Origin of the sequence: Pseudomonas sp. B329, from assembly GCF_023127835.1 — a bacterium.
GTDB classification, from domain to species: domain Bacteria; phylum Pseudomonadota; class Gammaproteobacteria; order Pseudomonadales; family Pseudomonadaceae; genus Aquipseudomonas; species Aquipseudomonas synxantha_A.
On sequence record NZ_SPKP01000021.1, the window covers coordinates 176,595 to 203,045 of the forward strand.

General features: G+C 61.1%; 24 protein-coding genes. 11 read left to right on the forward strand and 13 right to left on the reverse strand.

From position 1 onward, the window contains the following. Nucleotides 1-21: 21 nt before the first annotated feature. The gene (hrpB, locus tag E4P00_RS13180) at nt 22-2,532 is read right to left on the reverse strand and encodes an ATP-dependent helicase HrpB (protein WP_248131701.1); all 2,511 of its coding nucleotides are present in this window, start codon (nt 2,530-2,532) and stop codon (nt 22-24) included. A 54-nt stretch (nt 2,533-2,586) separates the two neighbouring features. After that, complete coding sequence (locus E4P00_RS13185) at nt 2,587-3,237, reverse strand: hypothetical protein (RefSeq protein ID WP_103734845.1); 651 nt, start codon at nt 3,235-3,237, stop codon at nt 2,587-2,589. Nucleotides 3,238-3,555: 318 nt separating this feature from the next. Here E4P00_RS13185 and E4P00_RS13190 point away from each other — a divergent pair, with 318 nt between their 5' ends. After that, a complete protein-coding gene (locus E4P00_RS13190; RefSeq protein ID WP_005791686.1) occupies nt 3,556-3,975 on the forward strand; it encodes a hypothetical protein in 420 nt (139 codons plus the stop codon). Nucleotides 3,976-3,984: 9 nt separating this feature from the next. Further along, on the forward strand, nt 3,985-4,878 hold the full coding sequence (locus tag E4P00_RS13195) for a cation diffusion facilitator family transporter (protein ID WP_103734846.1): 894 nt from the start codon (nt 3,985-3,987) through the stop codon (nt 4,876-4,878). On the opposite strand, the gene E4P00_RS13200 is transcribed toward E4P00_RS13195, so the two are convergent. Continuing rightward, nucleotides 4,875-5,831: a DUF6515 family protein gene (locus E4P00_RS13200; RefSeq protein WP_216092148.1), complete on the reverse strand. Its 957-nt coding sequence runs from the start codon at nt 5,829-5,831 to the stop codon at nt 4,875-4,877. The genes E4P00_RS13195 and E4P00_RS13200 overlap by 4 nt on opposite strands. Before the next feature lie 416 nt (nt 5,832-6,247). Between E4P00_RS13200 and E4P00_RS13205 the strand changes: the two genes are divergently transcribed. Both E4P00_RS13205 and E4P00_RS13210 read left to right on the forward strand, forming a co-directional pair. Continuing rightward, nucleotides 6,248-6,727 (forward strand): Lrp/AsnC family transcriptional regulator, encoded by a 480-nt coding sequence (locus tag E4P00_RS13205; protein WP_003194418.1) that lies wholly within the window; start codon nt 6,248-6,250, stop codon nt 6,725-6,727. A gap of 197 nt (nt 6,728-6,924) precedes the next feature. Next, nucleotides 6,925-7,134 (forward strand): DUF2788 domain-containing protein, encoded by a 210-nt coding sequence (locus tag E4P00_RS13210; protein ID WP_025999909.1) that lies wholly within the window; start codon nt 6,925-6,927, stop codon nt 7,132-7,134. Here the strand turns inward: E4P00_RS13210 and E4P00_RS13215 are convergent. From E4P00_RS13215 to E4P00_RS13230, 4 genes are all read right to left on the reverse strand, one after another. Then, a complete protein-coding gene (locus E4P00_RS13215) occupies nt 7,129-7,761 on the reverse strand; it encodes a pseudouridine synthase (protein WP_005791693.1) in 633 nt (210 codons plus the stop codon). The two genes, E4P00_RS13210 and E4P00_RS13215, sit on opposite strands and share 6 nt — an antisense overlap. A 71-nt stretch (nt 7,762-7,832) precedes the next feature. Continuing rightward, nucleotides 7,833-9,305 (reverse strand): AMP nucleosidase, encoded by a 1,473-nt coding sequence (gene amn, locus E4P00_RS13220; RefSeq protein WP_164699529.1) that lies wholly within the window; start codon nt 9,303-9,305, stop codon nt 7,833-7,835. A 75-nt stretch (nt 9,306-9,380) separates the two neighbouring features. After that, the gene (locus E4P00_RS13225; RefSeq protein ID WP_248131703.1) at nt 9,381-11,039 is read right to left on the reverse strand and encodes an acyl-CoA dehydrogenase family protein; all 1,659 of its coding nucleotides are present in this window, start codon (nt 11,037-11,039) and stop codon (nt 9,381-9,383) included. A 68-nt stretch (nt 11,040-11,107) separates the two neighbouring features. Next, a complete protein-coding gene (locus E4P00_RS13230) occupies nt 11,108-13,507 on the reverse strand; it encodes a hybrid sensor histidine kinase/response regulator (protein ID WP_103734848.1) in 2,400 nt (799 codons plus the stop codon). A 275-nt stretch (nt 13,508-13,782) separates the two neighbouring features. Between E4P00_RS13230 and E4P00_RS13235 the strand changes: the two genes are divergently transcribed. The 4 genes from E4P00_RS13235 (at nt 13,783) to E4P00_RS13250 (ending at nt 17,320) form a co-directional block, all read left to right on the forward strand. Then, entirely contained in the window at nt 13,783-14,580 is a 798-nt protein-coding gene (locus E4P00_RS13235; RefSeq protein ID WP_216092149.1) for a hydroxymethylpyrimidine/phosphomethylpyrimidine kinase, read from the forward strand. Nucleotides 14,581-14,612: 32 nt separating this feature from the next. Continuing rightward, on the forward strand, nt 14,613-15,236 hold the full coding sequence (gene thiE / locus E4P00_RS13240) for a thiamine phosphate synthase (RefSeq protein ID WP_032879317.1): 624 nt from the start codon (nt 14,613-14,615) through the stop codon (nt 15,234-15,236). Nucleotides 15,237-15,255: 19 nt separating this feature from the next. After that, nucleotides 15,256-16,539 carry a glutamate-1-semialdehyde 2,1-aminomutase gene (gene hemL, locus E4P00_RS13245; protein WP_057012857.1) on the forward strand — a complete coding sequence of 428 codons (1,284 nt, stop codon included), beginning with the start codon at nt 15,256-15,258 and terminating at the stop codon, nt 16,537-16,539. A gap of 226 nt (nt 16,540-16,765) precedes the next feature. Then, the gene (locus tag E4P00_RS13250; protein WP_124379558.1) at nt 16,766-17,320 is read left to right on the forward strand and encodes a tetratricopeptide repeat protein; all 555 of its coding nucleotides are present in this window, start codon (nt 16,766-16,768) and stop codon (nt 17,318-17,320) included. On the opposite strand, the gene E4P00_RS13255 is transcribed toward E4P00_RS13250, so the two are convergent. From E4P00_RS13255 to E4P00_RS13280, 6 genes are all read right to left on the reverse strand, one after another. After that, nucleotides 17,321-18,433, reverse strand: a complete 1,113-nt coding sequence (locus E4P00_RS13255; RefSeq protein ID WP_032879315.1) for a succinylglutamate desuccinylase/aspartoacylase family protein — start codon at nt 18,431-18,433, stop codon at nt 17,321-17,323. 9 nt (nt 18,434-18,442) lie between these two features. Beyond that, entirely contained in the window at nt 18,443-19,153 is a 711-nt protein-coding gene (locus tag E4P00_RS13260; protein ID WP_032879313.1) for an ABC transporter permease, read from the reverse strand. After that, entirely contained in the window at nt 19,150-19,866 is a 717-nt protein-coding gene (locus tag E4P00_RS13265; RefSeq protein ID WP_005791712.1) for an ABC transporter permease subunit, read from the reverse strand. Before E4P00_RS13265 ends, E4P00_RS13260 begins: the two co-directional genes overlap by 4 nt. A gap of 30 nt (nt 19,867-19,896) precedes the next feature. Beyond that, on the reverse strand, nt 19,897-20,655 hold the full coding sequence (locus E4P00_RS13270) for a transporter substrate-binding domain-containing protein (RefSeq protein WP_032879309.1): 759 nt from the start codon (nt 20,653-20,655) through the stop codon (nt 19,897-19,899). Nucleotides 20,656-20,693: 38 nt separating this feature from the next. Then, nucleotides 20,694-22,748, reverse strand: coding sequence for an NAD(P)-binding protein (locus E4P00_RS13275; RefSeq protein WP_216092152.1), 2,055 nt, complete (start codon nt 22,746-22,748; stop codon nt 20,694-20,696). Between the two features lie 223 nt (nt 22,749-22,971). After that, entirely contained in the window at nt 22,972-23,298 is a 327-nt protein-coding gene (locus E4P00_RS13280; RefSeq protein WP_003194436.1) for a DUF1820 family protein, read from the reverse strand. A gap of 130 nt (nt 23,299-23,428) precedes the next feature. Between E4P00_RS13280 and miaB the strand changes: the two genes are divergently transcribed. The 3 genes from miaB to ybeY all read left to right on the forward strand — a co-directional run bounded on the left by miaB (nt 23,429) and on the right by ybeY (nt 26,443). Next, nucleotides 23,429-24,757, forward strand: a complete 1,329-nt coding sequence (gene miaB, locus E4P00_RS13285; RefSeq protein WP_005791718.1) for a tRNA (N6-isopentenyl adenosine(37)-C2)-methylthiotransferase MiaB — start codon at nt 23,429-23,431, stop codon at nt 24,755-24,757. 230 nt (nt 24,758-24,987) lie between these two features. Beyond that, complete coding sequence (locus tag E4P00_RS13290) at nt 24,988-25,992, forward strand: PhoH family protein (RefSeq protein ID WP_248131705.1); 1,005 nt, start codon at nt 24,988-24,990, stop codon at nt 25,990-25,992. Continuing rightward, the gene (gene ybeY, locus E4P00_RS13295; RefSeq protein ID WP_078822414.1) at nt 25,985-26,443 is read left to right on the forward strand and encodes an rRNA maturation RNase YbeY; all 459 of its coding nucleotides are present in this window, start codon (nt 25,985-25,987) and stop codon (nt 26,441-26,443) included. Before E4P00_RS13290 ends, ybeY begins: the two co-directional genes overlap by 8 nt. The last annotated feature ends 8 nt before the right edge of the window (nt 26,444-26,451 follow it).

The window sequence follows — 26,451 nt, forward strand, 5'->3', positions numbered from 1 at the left end:
CGACTGGGGAGTTACTTACACTCAAGGCTTTCTGGGTTTGATCCGGGCCGTAGCTTCGGCCACCAACGGGTCATCCGGCCAGTAATGCTTGGGGTAGCGCCCTTTCAAATCCTTCTTCACCTCGGCGTAGGTACTGCGCCAGAAGTTCGCCAGATCCTGCGTGACCTGCACCGGCCGCCGCGCCGGGGACAGCAGGTGCAACTTCACGGCCAGGCGCCCGCCGGCGATACGCGGGGTGTCTGCCAGCCCGAACAATTCCTGCAAGCGCACCGCCAGAATCGGCGGCTGCTCGCTGTAGTCCAGGCGTACCGATGATCCCGACGGCACTTTCACATGCTGCGGCGCCAACTCTTCCAGGCGTTGGGGCAATGGCCAGGGCAGCAGGTTATGCAGGTAGCTGGAAATATCCAGGTTGGCGAAATGGCTGAGGCGCGAGACCTTGCCCAGGTAAGGCATCAACCAGTGTTCGAGGCTGGCCAGTAGCGCCTTGTCGCTGATGTCGGGCCACTCGCTGGTATTGCCGGCGTCGAGTTGGCGCAACAGCATCACACGGGCTTGCCACTGACGCAGTTCCGGAGTCCAGGGCAGCAGTTCCAGGCCTTTGCGGCGCACGAGGTTGACCAGCGCCTGGCTGCGGGCGGATTCGTCGAGGCCGGTCAGCGGTTCGCGGCTGAGTACCAACTCACCGACTTTGCGTTGGCGCTCGGCACGCAAGACGCCTTCGCGTTCGTCCCAGTCGAGTTGGTCGACATTGCGCACTTGCTCGGCCAGCACGGTGTCGAACAACGCCGGATCAAAATCCGCCGCCAGGTAGATGCGTTCTTCGCGCTGGCCCTGGCGGCTGCCCAGGTCGGCGATCACCAGCCAGGGTTGTTTCATCAGGCTGTCGGCTTCGGCAAACAGCGCCGCGCGACCATTGGCCAGGCGATATTCAGCGCCACCGGGGCGACGTTGCTGGGCGACGCGGTCCGGGTAGGCCAGTGCCAGCAAGGCGCCGAGCCAGCGCGGGTGGTCGGGATTGTCCACCGGCTGGGTCGCCTTGCCGCGCAGGTAGCCACGGTATTGCCGTGCCAACTGCTTGGCGCGCTGCACGCCACCCTGAGTGCCGCGTGCGCGTTCTTCACCGGCTATCAGCGCCAGGCGGCTGTGCAAGTCGGCACCGCCGCCGCGCAGGATATCGCGCTCGCCCAACAGGGCTGCCACGTCACAGGCCATGGCAGCCAGCCCCAGGTCCTGGCCACGCAATAACAGATGGGCAATACGCGGGTGGGCCGGCAGCTCGGCCATCTTCTGGCCATGGGCGGTGAGGGTTGCTTCGTTCAATGCACCCAGGCGTTGCAACAGCTCCTGAGCCTGGGCATAGGCGGCAGTCGGTGGGATGTCCAGCCAAACCAACTGGCTGGGCGTCACGCCCCAACGCGCCAGTTGCAAGGCCAGCCCGGCCAGGTCGGCGGCGAGAATTTCCGCACTGCCATAGGCGGCCAAACCGTCATGCTGGTCTTCGGACCACAACCGATAACACACCCCCGGTTCCAACCGCCCTGCCCGACCGGCGCGCTGGGTGGCGCTGGCACGGGAGATGCGCTGGGTGTCGAGGCGCGTCATGCCGCTGCCCGGGTCAAAACGTGGCACCCGCGCCAGCCCGGCGTCGATCACCACGCGCACGCCGTTGATGGTCAGGCTGGTCTCGGCGATATTGGTGGCCAGCACTACTTTGCGCTTGCCGGCCGGCGCCGGGTCGATGGCGGCGCGCTGGGCGTTGAGGTCCAGCTCACCGTGCAGGGGGCATAACAGCACATCAGGGCGATCACCCAAGGCCTCGGCCAGTTGCTGGTTGACCCGGCGAATCTCCGCTTGCCCCGGCAAAAACACGAGCACGCTGCCGGTCTCGTCATGCAGGGCTTCGAGGACGGTATGCACCACGCGCGGCTCGATAAACTCCCCGGCCTGGTACGGCCGGCCCCAGCGCATCTGCACCGGGAACATGCGCCCTTCACTGCGCAGAATCGGCGCGTCATCCAGCAAGCCCGCCAGGCGCTCGCCTTCGAGAGTGGCGGACATCAGCAGGATCTTCAGCGGCTGGTCGTCGCGAAACAGCTCGCGCCCGTTAAGGCTCAGGGCCAGCGCCAGGTCGGCGTCGAGGCTGCGCTCGTGGAATTCGTCGAAGATCAACAGGCCCACGCCATCCAATGCCGGGTCGTCCTGCAGGCGGCGAGTGAGGATGCCTTCGGTCACCACCTCGATACGCGTGTTGGGGCCGACTTTGCTGTCCAGGCGAATGCGGTAGCCCACGGTCTCACCGACCTTTTCGCCCAGCTCGCTGGCCAGTCTTTCGGCGGCAGCCCGTGCGGCCAGGCGCCGGGGTTCGAGCATCAGGATGGTTTGCCCGGCGAGCCACGGCTCATGCAACAAGGCCAACGGCACGCGGGTGGTTTTACCGGCGCCAGGCGGCGCTTCCAGCACGGCTTCATGGCGATGCGCCAAGGCGTCACGCAGGGCGGGTAAAACATCATCGATCGGCAACGAATTCATAAGGGTTCTCTGGCAATCCGCGCAGTTAAGAGGCGTAACCGATCCGGCGACTGCCTAATGTATGGGCCGTCCATACCAACACATGACCATCGAGTTGACGTCCTGCTTTTCGTCGGAGCTCTCTTCAGGTTTTTGATAGAGACACACAAAAACCACGATGGCCCCGACGCCAAGGGTCCCAAGACTTAAAACAATATCCAAATCGACATTTGAATGAAACGAGTCAAAGAACACTCGCGGCGCAGCCCAGTGGATAAAGAATATAAAGAGCGGAAAAATAAAAGCCCCTTTCCACAGCACAATGTCGACGGGAAATTCAAGCAACCTGCAGGCAGCAAGAAACCCCAACAGGTAAGCGTAATAAGTAACCATCAAGCTGATCATGAATTTCGTCAGGGCCAAGGCCATGATCACCAGCCAATGCTCCTTTGCTGCATATGAAACGGGTGCAATAAGACGGGTGATACCAATGATCAGACAGGTTATGACCATTAGTACTGCGATAGAAATAGGTGCCAGTCCTTCACCGTAAGCTTTGTTCAAGAGCTCGCCAACTTCGGGTTTCAGACAAGTGCCCCAGTAAATCAACGCCATGGAAAACAACAAATACACCAGGAACAAACTGGAGTATTCGACGAAAAAAGCTTTCAGATCTTCACAAAAAGTCCGGTTATAAAGTGTGTTTGCCTGCTGCTCTTCAGTCATCATCCTTCCTTGATTTTTGTAAACTGCACGGTGTTTCGTCTGCAAACAGAAAAGCTTGAACACCATTGGCGTCCAGACAGGACGGCGAGTATAACGGCGAACTGCCGGATGCCGATACAGGTCTCAAAAATACCCACTCTTTGGAATGGGAATGCAGTCAAAGGTGGGAGCTGGCTTGCCTGCGATAGCGGTGTGACAGTCACCGCTGTATTCCCCGAACCGACGCTGTCGCAGGCAAGCCAGCTCCCACATTGGTTCATAAGCGTTTGGCAGATCTGGCTTATAGTCACCCTTAAATAGTGTTCAGGAGACTTTTTCATGCGTATCGCTTCCCGTGTCATCGGCGGTGTCCTCGCCGTCACCCTGCTGAGCCAACTCACCGCCTGCGGCTCGATTTTCTACCCCGACCGCCGTGGCCAGATCGACGGCAAGATCGACCCGGCCATTGCCGTGCTCGATGCCGTCGGCCTGCTGTTCTACGTGATCCCGGGCCTGATCGCGTTTGGGGTCGACTTCGCCACGGGCGCGATCTACTACGAACCCGGCAAGACCGCCCAGGTCGCGCCCGAGAAATTGCACGAAGCCATCGGCGCCGACGGCAAGGTCGACAATGCCAAGCTGCAAAGCATCATTGAGAAGGAAACCGGCCGCAGCTTGCCGCTGGACGACCCGCGTCTGATCCAGTTCAAGGGCAGCGTGCAACAACTCGCGTCCCTGGGCCTGCAGCCCGCCGCGTAAGGACAGCCCATGACCAGCAGCCCCGAACACGCAAGGCTTCTGCGCCTGGCCACCCGCGCCTCGGTGGGCGTGGCCAGTGTGCTGATTATCACCAAGGCCATCGCCTGGTGGCTCAGCGGCTCGGTGAGTATGCTCGCCGGGCTGACCGACTCGCTGCTCGACGGCGTGACCTCGCTGTTGAATCTGCTGGCCGTGCATTACGCCCTGCGCCCGGCCGATGACGATCACCGTTACGGGCACGGGAAGGCGGAGTCGCTGGCGGGCATGGCGCAAGCCTTGTTTATTGCCGGCAGTGCGGTGCTGATTGCGCTCCAGGCCTTTGAACGGCTCAAGCATCCGGAGCCGGTCGGCGCACCGTGGCTGAGCATTGGCGTGATTATCCTGTCGCTGGCGCTGACCGTGGCCCTGCTGATGCTGCAACACCGCGTGGTGCGCGAGACCGGCTCCAACGCGGTGCGCGCCGACTCGCTGCACTACCGCTCGGACTTGCTGCTCAACGGCAGCATCCTGATTGCGCTGGTGTTGGCCGGTTTTGGCTTTCATCAGGTCGATGCCTGGTTTGGCCTGGGTATCGCCGCCTATATTCTGTGGAGCGCGATCCAGATCGCCCGCGAAAGCTTTGCGGTGTTGATGGACGAAGAGTTACCGTCAGATGTCAGCCAGCACATGCTGGAACTGGCTCGTGGCGTACCCGGCGTGCTGGGTGCCCACGACTTGCGTACGCGGGTTTCCGGCAACCACTGGTTTGTGCAGCTGCACCTGGAGTTGCCGGGGGAATTGACGCTGTCGGTGGCTCACGGCATCAGCGACCAGGCCGCCGACGCCATTCACCGGGAATACCCGAAAGCCGAAGTATTGGTGCACGCCGACCCGCTGGAAGTGGTCACCGGCAACAAAACCTAGTACTGCACCTGATACCCACGACTGCCCAGGCAGTTGCCCTGGGCCTGGCGGTAGGTTTGCACCACCGCCGGGTCCGGGGCGTAGGTGACGGTGCGCGGGTCGAAGCCGCTTTGCTGCACCGCCCAGCGATAACAGTCGTAGCCGTCCTGCTGCACCTGCGCCGGCGATTGGCCGTTGGCAGGGTAGGCCACTACGTCATAGCCGTTGCCTTGCGGCGCCGGCTGGGGCGATGGCACTTGCGCAGGAGGCTGCACCACCACGTATTGCTGGGTGCTTTGCTCATAGGCGTAGTACGCGCCAGCGGCAAGGAACAACAGCGAACCCCCTACCCATACTTCACGCGCATAGTCCGGCAGGTAATGCACGCGGATGCCATAGGGTGGCGTCACCACCACGTAGCGTGGACCTTGGGGGCGATACCAGTAGCCGCCGGAGAAAAAGTAGTCCTGGCCACGGTAAGGCACGCGGTAATTGCGGTCGGGAAAACGGTCGATGACATAACCAGGGCGATGTTGCGGGCCCGGACCCCAGCCGTTGCCATGCCCGTCGGGGCGGCCTGGCCAGCGGTTATCACCGGGGCGATCGTTACCCGGACGCGAACCGGGGCCGCCAGCCTCCCAATGCCGATTGTCATCGGGGCGCCTGGGGATATCACGGTAATAACCCTGGCGCGGTTCCTGGGTCTGGCGCACCGTGTCGGGCTGGCCCTGGATCGGCAGGTTATTGGAAGGTTGCGGTGCAGGTCGCCCTGGCTCATGACCTTGCGGGCGACCTTGCCATTGGCCACCCTCGTGCTGGCCGCCGCGATCATCCTGCGGGTTTTGTGGACGTGGCTGATTGTGCTCAGGCCGTTGACCCGGGCCCGGTGAGTTATCGCGCTCGTCGGCCATTACCTGCGTGCCGACGCTTGCCACCAGCAAACCAACACCTGCCATACGCCAGATGCGCTTCATGCTTTTCCTCACTGCGGATTAGGGCCTACACATGAGACTGGAAAAGCCTCACCCGGTTCTCACGCAGGTTATCAGTCGTGGGCACTATTTTCTCAAGGCAAAAGAAAAGGGGTGACCCGTCGGCCACCCCTTGAGAATTTCGTCCGTGCTCAACGCTTTTGACGTTGGCTCACCTCACGCCGTCTTGTGGACAGTGTGCAGCCTGGAGGCCGGCTCAACCCTGCTGGGGCGGCGGCCGCAGCGGGCCTGATTGGGCGCGCTGCTGTGGACTGTTGTCCAGGCGGTGATTCTGTTGGTAATCATAGGCGTGCCGGGCGGACAGATGATTGCGAAGATTGCGTCAATAAACAGTGCTTGCGCAATTTTTAACCCTTCATGGATAATTCACCGCAATAGTTACGACAAAGGCCAACCCAATGAGCAAGCTTGACCGATACGACCTGAGTATTTTGGCGGAATTGCAGCGCGACGCGAGGATCTCCAACCAGGAGCTGGCCGAACGCATCGGCCTGTCGCCTTCGCCCTGCTCGCGCCGGGTCAAGCAATTGGAAGACGACGGCTATATCGCCCGCCAGGTCGCCCTGCTGGATCGCAAGATGCTCGGCCTTAGCCTTACAGCCTACGTATTGATCGGCATGGACCGGCACACGCCGGAGCGTTTCGAGAATTTTGAAGCCGCCATTCGCACCTTGCCGCAAGTGCTGGAATGCAGTTTGGTGACCGGGATGGACGCGGACTACCAGTTGAAGGTGGTGGTGCCGGATATGGACCATTACCAGAAACTGCTGCTGGGCCATCTGACCCGCATCGAAGGGGTGACCAGCGTGCGTTCCAGCTTTGTGCTCAACCAGGTACTCAACAGCACCGAACTGCCGCTGACCCACCTGCGCACCTGAGAACACAGAGATTCAAATGTGGGAGGGGGCTTGCTCCCGATAGCGGTGGGTCAGTTGATAAATAACTGACTGACACTCAGTCATCGGGAGCAAGCCCCCTCCCACATTTGGATTGTGCTTCGACTCAGGTCAATGTTGCGTCTGTAACGCTGCCGTATACTGCTCGCTTGTCTTGCTGGAAGAGCCCCATGAACAACATCGACCCCGCCCTGTTTGAAGAATGGATGATGACCGGCCTGGTCACTATCCTCATCATTTTCATGGGCTTTATCGTCTGGGACCTGGCGAAGAAATCCAAGGCCGGGCGCTTTGGCTCATTCATTCTGTTTTTCGTGCTGGGCCTGGGCGTGGCCGCGTTCATCATCAAGAGCGTGGTGATCGGCTTGATCGAGTCCGGCGCTTTATAGGCGCGCCGGTACTGCTTTCCATTGGCCTTGATCCAGGCCGTCGATAGACCAGTCACCAATGCGCACGCGCACCAGGCGCAGCGTCGGCAGGCCCACGGCGGCAGTCATGCGCCGTACCTGACGGTTGCGCCCTTCCCGAATCACCAATTCCAGCCAATGGGTGGGCACGCTTTTACGAAAACGTACCGGCGGGTTGCGCGGCCATAATGCCGGCTCATCCAACTGACGGGCCTCGGCAGGCAAGGTCATGCCGTCGTTCAGTTCGACGCCATCGCGCAGGCGTTGCAGTTGTTCTTCGGTCGGCTCGCCTTCCACCTGCACCCAGTAGGTTTTCGCCAGCTTGTGCTTGGGGTCGGCGATGCGCGCCTGAAGCTGGCCATCGTTGGTCAACAGCAGCAAGCCTTCGCTGTCACGGTCCAGGCGCCCGGCCGGGTAAATACCGGGAATGTCGATGAAATCCTTGAGGGTCGCGCGACCGCCTTCGTCGCTGAACTGGGTCAACACGTCGAACGGCTTATTGAACAGGATCAGCTTCGGCTCGGCCGGTGGCGCCTTGGCGACACGCCGAACAGGCTGCGAAGGTTTCACGCCTGGGCGGCGCGAATCGGGACGGGTAGGACGGGACATGGCAAAGAAACATCTAACGGTCAGGACCGACAATGCTAGTGGCCTGACCGCCAAATGACCATCCCAACCGCTTAGCGGAACGGCGGCTCGTCGAAGCTGCGCAGTTTGCGCGAGTGCAACGAGTTGAGTTCGGTGCGCAACAGGTCGACCGCCTCGATGCCGATCTTCAAGTGCTGGCTGACCGCACGCTCGTAGAACGCGTTGGCCGAACCCGGCAGCTTGATCTCGCTGTGCAAGGGTTTGTCGGATACGCATAACAAGGTGCCGTAAGGCACGCGCAAACGGTAACCCTGGGCGGCGATGGTGCCGCTTTCCATGTCCACGGCCACGGCGCGGGACAGGTTGATCAGCGGCCGTTCCTGGGCCCAGCGCAATTCCCAGTTACGGTCGTCATAGGTCAGCACGGTACCGGTGCGCAGGCGTTTTTTCAGCTCTTCGCCTTTTTCGCCAGTGACGTGGGCCGCCGCTTGCTGGAGCGCCAACTGCACCTCGGCCAGGGCCGGGATCGGGATGTTCGGCGGTACCACGCGGTCAAGAATCCCGTCACGGCGCATATAGGCGTGGGCCAGTACGTAGTCGCCGATGGTCTGGGATTGGCGCAGGCCGCCGCAGTGGCCGATCATCAGCCAGCAATGCGGGCGCAACACGGCCAGGTGGTCGGTGATGTTCTTGGCGTTGGACGGGCCCACGCCGATGTTCACCAGGGTCACGCCGTGGCCGTCACTGGCTTGCAGGTGATACGCCGGCATCTGGTAGCGATGCCAGACCACGCCGGCGGCAATCGCCGAGGCTTCGCCGTGGTCCATGCTCTTGTCGATGACCACGTTGCCCGGCAGCACCATGCGGATAAAACGCGGGTCGCTGCGCAGTTGTTCCAGGCCGTGCAGGATGAACTGGTCAACGTAGCGGTGGTAGTTGGTCAGCAGGATCCACGGCTGTACATGGCGCCAATCGCTGCCGGTGTAATGCACCAGGCGGCGCAGGGAAAAGTCCACGCGCGCCGCGTCGAACAATGCCAGGGGCAGCGGGTCGGTGTTTTCCCAGTCGTAAAGGCCATCGGCAATGCCGTCGGTGGCGGCGGACAGGTCGGTACTGGGGAATACGCGGGCCAGGGTCGCGGCGGTCACGCCGGAGCCGGCCAGTTCGTCGCCCTGCTCCACCACATACGGGTACGGAATGTTCTGCTGGCTGACGCCCACTTCCACCGTGACGGTGAAGTCGTGCATCAGCGGCACCAGTTGCTCCAGCAGATACTTACGAAACGCGGCGGGGTGGGTCACGGTGACGCTGTAGGTACCCGGCAGTTGCACCTTGGCATATGCACGGGTGGTCTGTGGGACTTCGCCATGGCAGTGGTAGGTCAGGCGCAGTTCCGGGTAGCGAAACAGTGCGCGTTGTGCGGCGTCGGGCTCGACGCGGTCCTTGAGGTATTGCTTGAGGGCTTGATTGAGCGCGCCGGTGGCTTGCTCATGCAGAGCCGCCAGCCGGTCCACGGCTTCTTCGGCGGTTTTAACGACAACAAAAGCTTCGGTCACGGTAAGCATCCTGTGTTCTGGACTTGCAGGCCTTTATCTTGCCTGTATCCCGGCCTCACCGAAACAGCCGGATTGGAATGCACCTTAAAATATGGGAGATGGCGGGGTTGAGCGCGCGACTATGGCTTCTACATCCACCCCACGCGGCAAGGTGCCATATACCCGCCCCGACGATTCGCCCAACCGGCTGGCGATAAACCCGTCGCTGACCGCCGCATTTCCTGCTTCCAGCAATAACTTGGCCTGCAACGCCACGGCAATATCCTCGGTCAACTGCCGCGCACGGTACTGAATGTCCTGGGTGTCCATAAACGCCGACTTCAACTGCTCGATATGCCGCGCCAGTTGCTTGTCACCATGGCCGTCTCCCAACTCAACAAACAGCACCTCCAGCACGCCCGGCTCTTTGGACAAGGCGCGGAGTACGTCCAGGCATTGCACATTGCCGGAACCTTCCCATGTCGAGTTCACCGGCGCCTCACGGTAAAGACGCGGCAAGATGCTGTCTTCCACATACCCGGCGCCGCCCATGCATTCGGCGGCTTCGTTGATCATCGCGGGCGCTCGCTTGCAGATCCAATACTTGCCGACCGCCGTGACCAGCCGAGCGAACTTGGCTTCCTGTTCATCTTCAAGATGATCCAGGGCGCGCCCCATGCGCAGGCTCAAGGCCAGGGCCGCTTCGCTCTCCAATGCCAGGTCGGCCAGGACGTTCTGCATCAGCGGCTGCTGGTTGAGCACGCGGCCACCGACCAGGCGGTGGGCGCAGTGATGACTGGCCTGGGTCAACGCCTGGCGCATCAAGGCGCTGGAGCCGACCATGCAATCGAAGCGGGTCATGGCGACCATTTCGATGATGGTCGGCACACCCCGGCCCTCTTCACCGACCATCCAGGCCAGGGCGCCGCGAAACTCCACTTCGCTGGACGCGTTGGAGCAGTTGCCGAGTTTGTTCTTCAAGCGCTGGATATAGAACTCGTTGCGCGTGTCATCCGGGCGGTGCCGGGGCAGCAGGAAACAGGTCAGGCCCTTGTCGGTCTGGGCCAGGGTCAGGAAGCCATCGCACATCGGTGCCGAGCAGAACCACTTGTGGCCCACCAGTTCATAGGCCTGGCCGGGCCCACCCGCGCCCACCGGATAAGCGCGTGTGGTGTTGGCCCGCACGTCGGTGCCGCCCTGCTTCTCGGTCATGGCCATGCCGATGGTGGCGCCGGCTTTGTGGGCAATGCCGACGTTGCGTGGGTCATATTGGGTCGAAAGGATTTTCGGCAACCAGCGATCTGCCAGGTCCGGTTGCAGGCGCAAGGCCGGAACGCAGGCGAAGGTCATGGTCAGCGGGCAACCGGTGCCGGCCTCGGCCTGGCTGTGCAGGTAGGTCATTGCCGCACGGGCCACATGGGCGCCGGGCTGCGGGTGAGCCCAGGGCAGCGACGGCAGGCCATGCTCAACGGCAGTGCGCATCAGTTCGTGATAAGCCGGATGAAACTCCACCAGGTCAATGCGATGACCATAACGGTCATGGCTGCTGAACACCGGTTTGTTCTGATTGGCCAGGAACCCGGCTGCCATCAACGGCCCTCCGGCCAGCGCGCCGTAGGCATCGATACGCGATTCGGCCCAGCCGGCGCCAAAGCGACGCGACCATTGCTGCAGGGGCAAGTCGATGCGATACAGGTTGGTGCCGTCCAGGGACGGTGGCTGATTGGTGACGTCGTGGGTTTCGGCAAACTGATGCAGGTTCATGACGGGCCTCCTGGAAAAAGGCCACGTGAAAGAGGGGCCTTGAATTCAGTTAAGCACCGACCTCACGCTTAAAACAGTGGCATACCCGCCGAATGCCCGGCGCTTTCGCCCTCACCCAAGCGCAACACGCGGCGCTCCAGCACCCCTTGCAGGGCTTCGAACCGCACCGGTTTAGCCAGGCGATCAGTCATGCCGATGCCATGGCAGCGTTCACGCTCTGGTCCATCACTTGAGCTACTCAAGGCGATCACCGGCAACTCACCACAGTCGGGCAGTGCACGAATCTGACAGCACAATGAGAAGCCGCCCTCCGGCACGTCGAGCAGCACCGCATCGAAGCGATTGCCTTGTAATGCCGCCAGTGCCGCCGGGCCGTTATCTACGGTTTTCACCCGGTAGCCGAGTTTGAGCAACATGCCACGCACCGCCAACTGGCCGACGCTGTTGTCGTCCACCAGCAACACGGTGCAATCCTGGGGCGCACGCTGCCTGGGCTGCGCTTGCCCGCTCGGCTTGGGTTGCGCAGGCACCACGCTGACGTCCACCTCCAACTGAAAACGGCTGCCCTTGCGCGGCTCCGAATGATGGGTCAGGCGCCCACCCAACAGCTCGATCAACTGCCGGCAAATCGCCAAACCAATGCCCAGGCCGCCGTATTCGCGAGTCATCGAGCCATCAAGCTGGAAGAAGCGCTGGTACAGCGTGGCCTCATCGAGAAAGGCGAAGCCGATACCGGTGTCGGTGACAATAAAGCTCAGGTGCAATGCACCCTCCCCTTCGGGCACCCCGACCACGCGCAAGCGCACAGCGCCGAGTTGGGTAAATTTGAATGCATTGTCCAGCAGGCAATCCAGGCATTGGAGCAGTTTGTCGGCATCGCCGATCACCCGGTCCGGCAACTCATCGGCAACATCAATGGAAAACGCCAGGCCCTTGCTCTGCGCGCTGGGGGTGAACTGCTGGCGCAAGGTGTCGAGCACACCGCGCAGGCTGAACGCTTGCGGCTGGGCCACCATCCGACCGGCCTGCAACTCGGTCAGGGTGAGGATACCGTTGACCATGCGCATCATGTCCCGCGCCGAGCCCGCGGCGGTTTGCTGGTACTGCGCCAGGTCCTCGCCCAACGGCACGGTCTGCATCAATTCCAGGGAACCAATCACCCCATTCATCGGCGTGCGCAGTTCGTGGGTCAGGGTGGCGAGAAACTCGTCTTTGAGGCGATTACTGCGGGCCAGTTGCTGGTTGAGCGCTTCGAGCTTCTGGCTGGCGTCGAGGAGGATTTGCGCCTGCTGTTCGCGCATACCGTTGATGCGGTCGGCCAGGGCCAGGGACAGCAGTGCCACTTCAATGGCCGAGCCGAGCTGGCTGGCGTACATGGTCAGGAACACGTTGGGCAGGTAGCCCAGCACCATCAGCGTATTGACCACTCCGCCCAGCAGAAACGCCGACCAGGCGATGATGAAGTAGCGCGCCATGCGCTGCCCGCAGTACCAGGCCTTGATCGCGGCGACAAAGATGGTCACGGTGAACACCAGCGCCAGGCCGGTGGCCAGGCGCAGGGCCACGGCGTAGCTGGTCAACAGCGCCAGCGCCATCACCACGCCGCCGCAGGCTGCCAGCGCCAGCAGGATCCGGTCGATCCAGCGGCTGTGCTGCACGGTGTGCAGGAAGCTGCGAGCGAACAGGCTGCCGAACAATGCCGCCGATCCGATCAGGAACGGCACCGCCGCATTCGCCCACCACGGGTTGTTCGGCCAGAAGTACTGCACCGCGACGCCATTGACCGACAGCTGGTACAAGCCGAACGATGCAATATAGAGGATGTAATAGAGGTAGCTGGTGTCGCGCACGCTGAGGTAAATGAACAGGTTGTAGATCAGCATGCCCAGCAGCACACCATAAATAGCCCCGAGTACATACAAGCGCAGCGGTTGTTCTTCCAGGTACGCCGTGCCCGCCCACAGGGTCAGCGGCGCCTGGATCGAGCCCTGGCTTTGCAAGCGCAGGTACAGGGTCTGCTGCTGATCGGGCGCAAAATTGAGCTTGAACAGGTAATTGCTCTGGCTCACCTCACGGCTGGAAAACGGTAATGCACTGCCGGTGCGGGCGGTCAGGCGGTAGTGACCGGTGCCGTCGCTCTGATACAGGTCCAGGCGATTGAGCGGCGGATAAGCCAACTCCAGAAACCAGGTGCGCGGTGCACGGGGATCTGTTGCGCTGTAATGCAGGTTGACCTTGAGCCAGAACACCGAGCGCGAATAGCCGGCGTTGAGAGTGGCTTTGTCATGGGTCTTGAACTGGGCGGCGTAGGCGGGGGAACTGACATCGGCAATGGTGAGGGCATCGGTTGGGTCTTCGAGCACTTGCATGACCTGGCCCAGCGGCAGGCTTCGCGTGTCCTGGTTGAACTCGACGGCGCCGGCGAGCAAGGGTAGCCCGCACAATATAAAGATCAGCAAATAGCGCATAGAGCCCCAGCGTGGCCTGTCCGGTTATGTCAAAAGCCCCCCATCCTTTTGAGAAGACGTACACCGGCGATACAGTAAGTTGTTTGAATGCACTTTAGCATAGCCATTAAAGGCCATTGGACACCATTGAACTATTTTTTTGAAAGGCTCTACATCAAGGCCTTCAGAGGATTTTCATGCTGTTTCACTCGCCAGAAAAGCGCTGCTCCAGCGCTCACACTTCAACCATCGTCAGACGGCCACGCAAAAAGCGTTTGGTGGTAAGCTCGCGCACCATGAATATCTACAGCTCTCGCCCCGTTGTCCTCTGTCTCTCCGGCCACGATCCCAGTGGTGGCGCCGGCTTGCAGGCAGATATCGAAGCCCTGCTCGCCCAGGGCTGCCACGCGGCCCCGGCCGTCACAGCGTTGACCGTGCAGAACACCGTCAATGTCAGCGACTTCCGCGTGCTCGACCGTGAGTGGGTGATGGCCCAGGCCAATGCCGTGCTCGGCGACTCCGAAGTCGCGGCCGTCAAACTGGGCATGCTCGGTTCCACCGCCATGGTCGATACGGTGGTTGAACTGCTGCAGGCGCACCCGCATCTGCCGGTGGTCTGCGACCCAGTGCTGCGCGCCGGCGGCGGCGGTAGCCTGGGCAAGGACGAAGTCGGCTATGCGATGCGCGAGCGGCTGTTGCCCTTGTCGCTGATCGCCACGCCCAACCTGCCGGAAGCGCGCATCCTGGCCGAACTGCCAGACGGCACTGCCGACGAGTGCGCCGAGAAACTGTTGCCGTACATCAAGCACCTGCTGATCACCGGCGGCCATGGCGACGAACACGAAGTGCACAACCGCCTGTACAGCCGCGACGGCACGCGCCATACCTTTACCTGCCAGCGCTTGCCTGGCAGTTATCACGGTTCGGGCTGCACCTTGGCCAGCGCCCTGGCCGGGCGCATCGCCCAGGGCGAAGGTTTGACCAGCGCGGTGCAATCGGCCCTCAACTACACCTGGCGCACCCTGCGTGACGCCGAGCAACTGGGCCATGGCCAGTTCGTGCCGCGCCGGCTGCCGCTGGATTTCTGCTCGTAACTTATCGCTCGTCACAGCAAGGGGCTTGCCCGATGAAACTACGTGGCCTTTACGCCATTACCGACAGCCAGCTCCTGGCCGGCAAGTTCCTCGCCTACGTCCAAGCGGCGCTGGACGGCGGCGTGACACTGTTGCAGTACCGCGACAAAAGCAGCGACGAGGCACGGCGCCTGCGTGAAGCCGAAAAGCTGTATGAACTGTGCTCGCGCTACAAGACTCAATTGATCATCAACGATGATGCCGAACTCGCCGCGCGCCTGGGCGTGGGCGTGCATCTGGGGCAGACCGATGGTCCGCTGACCCCGGCCCGTGCGCTGCTCGGTTCCAAGGCGATCATCGGTGCTACCTGCCACAGCCAGATCGAACTGGCCGAACAGGCCGCCAAGGAAGGCGCCAGCTATGTCGCCTTCGGGCGCTTCTTCAATTCCACCACCAAGCCCGGCGCACCTGCCGCCACCGTTGAAATGCTGGCCGAGGCCCGCACGCGCTTGCAGTTGCCGATCTGCGTGATCGGCGGCGTGACCCTGGACAACGCCGAACCGCTGGTGGCCCACGGTGCCGACCTGCTGGCCGTGGTGCACGGTTTATTCGGCGCCGACAGTACTCAGGAAGTCACGCGACGCGCCCGTGCTTTCAATGCCCTTCTTAAAATCTGATTTCAGAGAGACGTCCATCATGTCCCGTTCCGAAACCCTGTTTGCCAATGCCCAGAAACACATCCCCGGCGGTGTGAACTCACCCGTGCGTGCGTTCAAGAGCGTGGGCGGCACGCCGCTGTTCTTCAAACATGCCGAAGGCGCCTACGTCACCGACGAAGATGACAAGCGCTACGTCGACTACGTCGGCTCCTGGGGCCCGATGATTCTCGGCCATAGCCACCCGGACGTACTCGACGCGGTGCGCCAGCAGCTGCAACACGGCTTGTCCTATGGCGCGCCGACCGCCATGGAAACCGAGATGGCCGACCTGGTTTGCGCCATCGTGCCGTCGATGGAAATGGTGCGCATGGTCAGCTCCGGTACCGAAGCCACCATGAGCGCGATCCGCCTGGCCCGCGGTTTCACCGGCCGCGACAACATCATCAAGTTCGAGGGTTGCTACCACGGCCACTCCGACAGCCTGTTGGTCAAGGCCGGCTCCGGCGCGCTGACCCAAGGCGTACCCAACTCTGCCGGTGTACCGGCGGCATTCGCCAAACACACCCTGACCCTGCCGTTCAACGACATCGCCGCCGTCGAGCAAATGCTCAGCGAAGTCGGCCAGGACGTGGCCTGCATCATCGTCGAACCGGTGGCCGGCAACATGAACTGCGTACCGCCGGCACCGGGTTTCCTCGAAGGCCTGCGCGAGCAGTGCGACAAGCACGGCGTGGTGCTGATCTTTGACGAAGTGATGACCGGTTTCCGCGTCGCCCTCGGCGGCGCCCAGGCACACTACGGCGTCACGCCGGACCTGAGCACCTTCGGCAAGATCATCGGTGGCGGTATGCCAGTAGGCTGCTTCGGCGGCAAGCGCGAAATCATGCAGCACATCGCCCCGCTGGGCCCGGTCTACCAGGCTGGCACCTTGTCGGGTAACCCGCTGGCAATGGCCGCTGGCCTGACCACCCTGCGCCTGATCAGCCGCCCGGGCTTCCACGCCGAGCTGACCGACTACACCACCCGCCTGCTTGATGGCCTGCAGCAGCGCGCCGACGCCGCGGGTATCCCGTTTGTCACCACCCAGGCCGGTGGCATGTTCGGCCTGTACTTCAGCGGCGCCGACGACATCGTCACCTTTGATGACGTGATGGGCAGCGATGCCGACCTGTTCAAGCGCTTCTTCCACCTGATGCTTGAAGGCGGCGTGTACCTGGCGCCGAGCGCCTTCGAAGCCGGCTTCACCTCGATCGCCCATGGCGAAGCCGAGCTGAAACTGACCCTGGATGCTGCCGAACGCGCCTTCGCGGCCCTGAAATAAGTGACCCACGTTCTGACGTTGCCCCCCAGGCAGCGTCAGATTTGCTACTTTGCTTACAGAAGTTTCCTGGTTTTTTCGAGAATTGCCCTGCAATCCGGCAGATAACTTGCCCAAGCAGCAGAAAAACGAGTAAAGACTTTGTAAGCAGAGGCCTGCTTATTTCATAATGCGCGCTTATTGGACTCCCCGAGGGTCCGCGCGCCCCGTCAGAGGTAAGTCGATTCCCATGAAACGCACCGGCCGCACCCTGGTTCTGGGCTGCCTGTTGCTCCTTCAGCCGCTGCTGGCACATGCCCAGGCAGGCGGCAACTCGTTGTTAATCCCAGCGATGGGTCGTTGCACCCTCAATACCCAGCCAGACAGCCAGGCCGAAGCCCTGAGCGCGTGCCAGAAACAGGCTGATGACGGGGATGCGCAAGCGCAATACGAGTTGGGCGAGTTCTACCACGACAGCAAGAACCCGGCCGTCGACCTCAACAAAGCGTTGAGCTACTTCGAAAAGGCTTCGCTACAAGGCCACGCCCAGGCGCAATTCCAGCTCGGCAATATGTTCTTCAAGGGTGAAGGCGTGCCGGCCAATAACGTGCAGGCCTACATCGTGCTGAAAATGGCCGCGGTCAACGGTGCTGAAGACGCGCTGGACACCGCCGATGAGGTCGCCGAGCACATGCAGCGCGATGAACTGGAAGTGGCGACCCAGGTACTGGGGCAGATTTTCCGTAATTACCTGCAGGAATTGCAGAGCGCCGATGGGCGCTCGCCCTTCTCACCCCTGCCCTGATCACGGCGATAACAGGTAGCCCTGTCGATATGCCGTGGACCCCGCTACATGGGCAATCGTCATACCGGCGCTTGCCATGCGGCGTACTGATCGCACATACAACAGCCCTTCATGCTCACACGCGACCTCAATCACTCGGTCCGTGATCGGGTCGATGACTTGCGCCACGATCTGTCCTGCTTCGAGGTAGTCCCCCACCTGCGCGCAAAAGACCATCAAGCCTCCCACCGGGCTCACCACCGGCTCGACCCCCGCCAAGGGTGTTGGCGGGCTCAATAGCGCCGGCAGTGGCGGCGCTTGCCCCTCAATGCCTCCCTGTAACATCAGATAGTTGATCAACGCCTGACAATCCTGCCGCGCCAGCCCGTGGTCCACATCGGCAACGCCGCGCAACTCCACGGTCACGGCAAAACCCGGCGCCGAAAAGGCCCCAGGAAAACGCGCCTGCATCCGTGCCCAGAACAAGGTGTAGCAATCGTCGAACGAATGCCCGCCCGCGTCCGGGCTCATAAAGCAGGCCCGAGCGCCCAGGTACCGCGCCAGCGGCTCCACCTGGGGCCAGGCATCGGGCGCCAGGTACAGGTGCTGCACTGCCTCGAAATCACAATGCAGGTCCAGCACCCTGTCGGCGTCACAGGCCAGCGTTTGCAGGACCAAACGCAGAGAGTGCAGCTGGGTCGCCGGTACCTGGCTGACAAGGGTTCGCCGCAGGGCCGCACGGATCAGATGCAGGTTATGCGCAGGATCATCGGTCAGAACATCCTGTACCTGGTCGCCGACCTGCTCGCTGACGTCAACGAAGAAGCGGTTGAAGTTCTCTCGACTGTCGTTATCGAAACGCCCCTGCGGTACGTCCATCAGCACCTGCTCCAACCCCAACGGATTGGCCACCGGCACCAGCACCACTTGCCAACGCAACGCACCTGTCGCCTCCAGGTGCGCCAGACGCTGTTTGAGATGCCACAACACCAGCATCCCCGGTAATTCATCGGCGTGCAGGGACGCCTGGATGTAAACCTTGCTCGGCGCATTGGCCGGACCGTAATGAAAACTATGAATATGCCGCGTGGTACCTGGCACAGCCGTTAACAGTTCATGCCTGTGAGTCTGCATATTGCCCCCCTATCGACTCGAATCAAGAAAGCTCAGCCAACGTCGTTCAGCCAGATGGAACAAGCCGACCAACGCGAACGTAATACACAAGTAAAGCGCCGCGGCCAGGCCAAAGGATTGGAAGGTGAGGAAGGTTGCAGCGTTGGCATCCCTTGCGACTTTCAGGATATCCGGCACCGTTGCCGTGAACGCCAGGGTGGTGGAATGCAACATGAAGATCACTTCATTGCTGTAGTAGGGCAACGACCGGCGCAGGGCCGAGGGCATGATCAAGTGCACGTACAACTTCCAGCCGTCGAAGCCCAGGGAACGAGCAGCCTCGATTTCACCGCGTGGCATTGCCCGAATTGCGCCCGCCAGTATTTCCGTGGTGTAGGCCGCGGTATTGAGGGCAAACGCCAGAAGCGTGCAATTGAGCGCTTCGCGAAAAAAGGCATCCAGCAACGGTTGCTCGCGAACAGCGCCAATGCTGTAGATGCCGGTGTAGAAGATCAGTAACTGGATATACAGCGGTGTGCCGCGAAACACGTAGGTAAAGCTTTGCACCGGCCAGCGCAGCCAGCGTCGGCTGGACGTCCTGGCGATGGACAGTGGCAACGCCAACAGCAGGCCCAGGCACAAAGAGGCGCTGGTCAGCCACAAGGTCATGGCCAGACCGGTGATTTGTTGACCGTCGGAATAAATAAACGGCCGCCAATACTCCTGGATAAGCTCGATCATGATGATGATCCCTGCACACCTTCACCATACCGACGCTCCAGCCAGCGCAACGCTGCGTTTGAAACGCTGCTGAGCAACAGGTAGACCAGCGCCGCCAGCAGCAGAAAAGCCAGTAATTGCTGACTGCTCTTGCCCGCCATCTGCGCCACTTTCACCAGGTCTGCCAGGCCGATGATCGACACCAGCGCCGTAGCCTTGAGCAAGACCATCCAGTTATTGCCCAGACCCGGCAGGGCGAATCGCATCATCTGCGGGAATATCACATGCAAAAAGCTCTGCCTGAAGCTCAGGCCAAGGGCCTTGGCTGCCTGGAACTGCCCACGGGGTACAGCCAGCAACGCGCCGCGAAAGGTTTCGGTGAAATAAGCGCCGTAGATAAACCCCAGAGTGATCACGCCGGCGCTGAAAGGGTCGATATCGATGTAGGCCCAGCCCAATTCGCTGGTCAGACGACTCAGGCCTGTCTGCAACCCGTAGAAAATCAACAGCATTAACAGCAGGTCCGGTACCCCGCGAATCAAGGTGGTGTACACCTGTGCGCACAGGCGCCATGCCCTCACCCTGGACAGCTTGGCGCCTGCCCCCAGCAGGCCCAGGATCAGCCCCAGCAGCAATGACAACAGTGCCAGTTGCAGGGTGACCCAGACCCCGTGCAGTAACATCGGTAAAAAACCACCCAGGGACGCGGCGAATTGAGTGAAGGCAGGTAGCATGATCGTGTCCTCGCTGGCCGTTGAAGGCGGTTATTGGCCGCTGAACATGTTCACACCGGGGAAGTACTGCTCTTGCAGGCGAGCGTAGGTGCCATCGGCGTGCAGGGCAGCCAGCCCCTTATCCAACAGCGCTTTCAGCGTGTGGTTGCCCTTGGCGAGGCCGATGCCGCTTTTGGACGGCATCAACTCGCTGTCAATCAGCGGCCCCAGTACAAACCCGACGCCTTGGGGTGAACGCAAAAATCCGCTCTGTGCTTGCTGAGCATCCTGCAGCGATGCCTGCAAACGCCCTGTCAGCAGGTCCGCGTACACTTGCTCCTGATCGGCATAAGCCACCACCTTCATACCCTGCCCAGCGAGCACTTGCCGGGCATAAACTTCCTGAGTACTGCCCTGCAAATAGCCGACGGCCATGCCTGTGGAAAGCTCAGTGCCAGGGCGCATCACCATGGCAGTGGGGCTGGAAAACACCTCCGAGGAGAAGTCGATGACCTTTTGCCGAGCGGCAGTGATGGTCATTGAAGCGAAGATGGCGTCGATCTTGCCGGCGTTGAGGCTGGGAATCATGCCGTCAAAGTCACTCTCGACCCATTGGCAGCGAACATTCAAACGTGCACAAATTGCATTGCCGATATCTATTTCAAAACCGGTCAAAGTCCCCGTGCTGTCTTTATAAGCAAAGGGCGCATAGTTGGGATCGGCAGCGAAACGGATCACGTTGTAATCGTTGGCAAACAACGATGTATTAATCAGGAGCGCGGTGAATAACATCAGGAGTATTTTTTTCATTATTGTATTCCTCGTTATTGATTGAACAGTTGGACTGACTACACCTCTATAAATGGAATTTCTCTGCGCACTACCAGCGAGCCCTCCGGCGCATCGAACTCACGCGCGATGCGATGCCCTGAATACACCGCCGCCGCAATGGTGCCGGGCGCCACACAGTCGCCGATCAGCGTGAGCGTTCGGATGCCTGCCGCCTGTAACTGTTCGGGTGAGTTGTTCAAGGCCTGATACAGCGCCTGCTCAGGCTCCCGGGAAGTGACCAGCAGCAAGGCTGCAGCTGGGATCAACCGCGTACGTTCGGTGTAGATGCAGCCCGCTACCACGCCCTCTGGCTTAACGCTGACCAGCGTATGGGACGGCACGATCGTGACATTCAGCTGCATCAGACGACGCTGAATGCGATGCTGCTCAAGGGTGTTATGGGTCCAGGCCGCCACGTCCGCCGCGGGGGTGACGAATATCACCTCCACGCCACGCGCCACCAGATGTTCGGCCAGCACGCTGCCCATGTAATAGTGATCGTCATCGAACAGCAGCACCGGCGAAGCGGGCAACGCCCCTGCCATCAGGTCATCAGGCGTCAGCACAGGCAGGCTGTCCAGGCCCGTTAAGGATCGGCGCAAGGCGCGCCCCAATCCATCACGTCGCCAGTGGGAACCCGTAGCAATGAACACATGCTCAGCGGCTAAATCCAGCACGTCCTGGGCCTGCAAGTGGCTTTCCCGATAGATCTCCACCGACGGCATACGGCTCAACGCATCCAGTCGATAGTCAATCACCCGCGCCCAACTCGCCAGCCCCGGCAGCCGGGCTTCCAGCGCTACACGTCCGCCCAGGGTGCGCAGGCTGTCGACCAGGGCCACTTCCATCCCTCGCGCACCCAGGATCCGTGAACACTCAAGCCCGGATGGCCCGGCGCCGACCACCAGCGCCCGGCCGGGTTGCTGCGTATGGTTGACCGACTCGGGATGCCAGCCACGTCGCCATTCCTCACCCATGGTCGGGTTCTGTGTACAGCGCAGGGGCGTGCTGGTGTGATCGCCACTGACGCATACATTGCAGCCGATACACTCGCGAATTTCCTCGGCGCGCCCCTCTTCAATCTTCTTGGGCAAGAAGGGATCGGCAATCGAAGGGCGGGCCGCCCCGATCAGGTCCAGCACGCCACGACGAACCAAAGACACCATGGTGTCTGGCGAAGTGAAGCGGCCGACGCCCACCACGGGCTTGCTGGTCAGCGCCTTGAGCCCCAGCAGGAAGGTCTCCTGGTAACCCTCCCCGGCAAAGCGCGCCGTCACGCTGTCATTGGACCAATCGGCGACATTGACGTCCCACAAGTCCGGCAGGTCCGCCAGCATCGAGAAGATTTCGGCACCTTCGCCCTCGCGACTCAAGCCGTCGGCCATTTGTTCATCCACCGCCAGGCGGACCGCTACGGCACACCGATCACCGACTGCGTCGCGAGTGTCTTCAATCAATTCGCGGAGCAAACGCACACGGTTTTCCAACACACCGCCGTATTCGTCGGTACGCCGGTTATTGCGTGGCGTGAGGAAATGGAACGGCACGCTCAGGTCGTGGCCGGCGTACACATAGATGATGTCGAAACCCGCCTCCCGGGCGCGCAATGCGGCGGCTCGATGCAGGGCGCGCAATTGCCGGATATCGGCATGGCTCATGGCCCGGGCCTGCACCGGGTCGTAACTGCGCACCGGGGTATTGGAAGGCGCCCAGGGAATTTCGCGACTGTAGCGGTTGGGCGCCGAGTAACCGTTGAATGCCAGCTCTACCCCTGCCAACGACCCGTGCTGGTGTACCGCCTCACACATGCGGGCCAATGCAGGAATGTCGCGCTCATCCCACAAACGCGCCTCGATATAAGGGGAGAACTCGCTCAGCGGGCTGATTTCGCACTCTTCAGTGCACACCACGCCCCAGCCGCCCTCGGCTTTCACTGCGCGCATCCGGGCCATGGCCGAGGGATGTACATGGCCCATGCCATTACAGTGGGGAACTTGATAAAAGCGATTGCAAGTACGGACCGGGCCTATTTGTACCGGCTCAAACAGAATGTCATAGCGAGGATCGCGCACAGGGCTACTCCCGAACAAGTCAGTTCGTTAATGACGGCGTGATGGAACTTGGCGCTAATGAGTGGCGTGATTAAACGCAGTTGAACGGGGGAAACTTCGAGGTTTTCTTATTATTGGTATATTCATGATGCCCTCTCTGAATAAACAAAATTTGCTATCTTTCAAACAAAATGTCCATCCATTGAGAGGCAGTTTCGGAAACGCCCTACAAATTAATTGCAGATCATTTCTCGGGCATCGGCATCGGAAACGGCATCACATTGCTCGTGCCCCGTGCTTCGCTGATCTTCGGCGTACCCAGGCGTTCGACTTCATCGATGCGCACAATCGAATGCATCGGCACAAAGCTGCGCACCACGCCTTCGAACTGGGCCTTGAGCTTTTCTTCGCCCGGATCGACGACCAACTGGGTGCGCTCGCCAAAGACGAACTCTTCCACTTCCAGGAAGCCCCACAGATCACTTTGATAGATCTGCTTGGCGTACATTTCGAACACCTGGCCCTGGTTGAGGAAAATCACCTTGTAGATTGGAGCTTCACGTTTGGTCATGGTGGGCGGGGAACACATGGGGATATAAAAGAGGGCGCGAACTATAGCATGGCACCCGATGCACAGCGCTAGGAACCGATGGGCATGACCCCTATAATGCGCGGTTCTTTACCACCAGTTGACGATTCCCATGGCCAAGAAGCTTTATATCGAAACCCACGGTTGCCAGATGAACGAGTACGACAGCTCGCGCATGGTCGACCTGCTGGGCGAACACCAGGCCCTGGAAGTCACCGCCCGCGCCGAAGATGCCGACGTGATCCTGCTCAATACCTGCTCGATCCGCGAACGGGCCCAGGACCGTGTGTACTCCCAGCTGGGCCGCTGGCGTGAATTGAAACTGGCCAACCCGGACATGGTGATCGCCGTCGGCGGTTGCGTGGCCAGCCAGGAAGGTGCTGCGATCCGCGACCGCGCCCCGTATGTCGACGTGGTGTTCGGCCCGCAGACCTTGCACCGCCTGCCGGAAATGATCGACGCCGCACGCGTCACCAAGCTGCCGCAGGTGGACGTATCGTTCCCGGAAATCGAGAAATTCGACCATTTGCCCGAGCCGCGCATCGACGGCCCGAGCGCCTACGTGTCGGTGATGGAAGGTTGCAGCAAGTACTGCACTTTCTGCGTGGTGCCCTACACACGCGGTGAAGAAGTCAGCCGGCCGTTTGACGATGTACTGGCAGAAATCATCCACCTGGCTGAAAACGGCGTGCGCGAAGTGACCCTACTGGGCCAGAACGTCAACGGCTACCGCGGCCTGACCCACGACGGGCGCCTGGCCGACCTGGCGGAGCTGATCCGCGTGGTCGCCGCCGTCGATGGCATCGAACGTATCCGCTATACCACTTCGCACCCGCTGGAATTCTCCGACAGTCTGATCCAGGCCCACGCCGAAGTGCCGGAGCTGGTCAAGCACCTGCACTTGCCGGTGCAATCGGGCTCGGACCGCATCCTGTCGGCGATGAAGCGCAACCACACGGCGCTGGAATACAAATCCAAGCTGCGCAAATTGCGCGCCGCCGTACCGGGCATCTGCATCAGTTCGGACTTTATCGTCGGCTTCCCGGGCGAAACCGAGAAAGATTTCCAGCAGACCATGAAGCTGATTGAAGACGTCGGTTTCGACTTTTCCTACTCGTTTGTGTACAGCCAGCGCCCGGGCACCCCGGCGGCGGACCTGCTGGACGAAACCCCGGAGGCGTTGAAAAAGGAGCGGTTGAACGCACTGCAACATCGCCTCAACCAACAGGGTTTCGAAATCAGCCGACAAATGGTCGGCTCGACCCAGCGCATCCTGGTCACCGATTACTCGAAGAAAGACCCGGGTGAGTTGCAGGGGCGCACCGAGAACAACCGCATCGTCAACTTCCGCTGCGACAACCCGACCCTGATCGGCCAATTTGCCGATGTGCACATCGATGCGGCGCAGCCACACTCGTTGCGCGGCTCGCTGATCAACTGATCTCGCGGACCGGATGAAGATCAAAATGTGGGAGCTGGCTTGCCTGCGATAACGATGTATCAGTGCCCTATGTGCCAACTGACCCACCGCTATCGCAGGCAAGCCAGCTCCCACAGGAGTTCTTCATGGTTATCGAGAGTGGGGCCAGGCTATTTAAGTGCTTTCGCACACCGGCGCCTGGCGTTATTCTCTCTCTCACCTCATCAGCCAAAGGGCGGCTAAAAGCAACCTTGAACGCACCCATAGCAGAACCCCATCGTTTTCTCCTCGAGCCGTTTGAGGCTCGCCGTTTCGCCAACCTGTGCGGACAGTTCGACGAGCACCTGCGCCTGATCGAACAACGCCTGAGCATCGAGATCCGCAACCGCGGCAATCAGTTCGAGCTCATTGGTGAACCCCAACACACCACGTCTGCCGAAAACCTGCTGCGTCGCCTCTACCGCGAAACCAAGGGTAGTGAGCTGTCGCCAGAGACGGTACACCTGTACCTGCAGGAATCTGCGGTGCAAGACCTGGCCAACAACCCGGTGTCCGAAGCCAGCGTGGCCCTGCGTACCAAAAAAGGCATGATTCGCCCACGCGGCTTGAATCAGCAGAAGTACGTCAAGGAAATCCTCGGCAACGACATCAACTTCGGCATCGGCCCGGCCGGTACCGGCAAGACCTACCTGGCCGTCGCCTGTGCGGTGGATGCCCTGGAGCGCGAGCAAGTGCGGCGCATCCTGCTGGTGCGCCCGGCGGTCGAAGCGGGCGAAAAGCTCGGCTTCCTGCCCGGCGACCTGGCCCAGAAGATCGACCCGTACCTGCGCCCGCTCTACGACGCGCTGTACGAGATGCTCGGCTTTGAATACGTGGCCAAGCTGATCGAGCGCCAGGTGATCGAAATCGCCCCGCTGGCCTACATGCGTGGCCGCACCTTGAACAACAGCTTCATCATCCTCGACGAAAGCCAGAACACCACCGTCGAGCAGATGAAGATGTTCCTCACCCGCATCGGTTTCGGCTCTACCGCCGTGATCACCGGTGACGTCACCCAGGTCGACCTGCCCAAGGGCACCAAGTCGGGGCTGGCGCAGGTGATCGAGGTACTCAAGGATATACCGGGCATCAGCTTCACGCATTTCATGCCCAAGGACGTGGTGCGTCACCCGCTGGTGCAGCGCATCGTAGAAGCCTATGAGCGTTTCGATCACAAGGATGACGCACCGGCCAGGGACGTTCGCGGCGATGCTTGAGCTAGACCTGCAGCTTGCCACCGAAGCGCCCGCCCCCAGCGAAGCACAGTTCCGGCACTGGTGCACCCTGGCCCTGCGCCAGCGCACCGCAGACTCGGAGCTGACCATTCGTCTGGTGGATGAGCCCGAAGGCCGCGAGCTGAACCACACCTGGCGTCAAAAAGACTACGCGACCAACGTGCTGTCCTTCCCCGCCGACGTACCCGACGAGTTGCTGGATATCCCGCTGCTGGGCGATCTGGTGATCTGCGTCGGGGTGGTCGAGCGCGAGGCAAAGGAACAAGGCAAGGAACTTGAAGCCCATTGGGCCCATCTAGTCATCCACGGCTGCTTGCATCTCTTGGGCTACGACCATATAGACGATGATGAAGCCGAGGAAATGGAAGCACTGGAACGAACGTTGCTTGCTGAACTGGGTCACCGCGACCCTTACGCAGACGACGAAAGCTGATCAACACT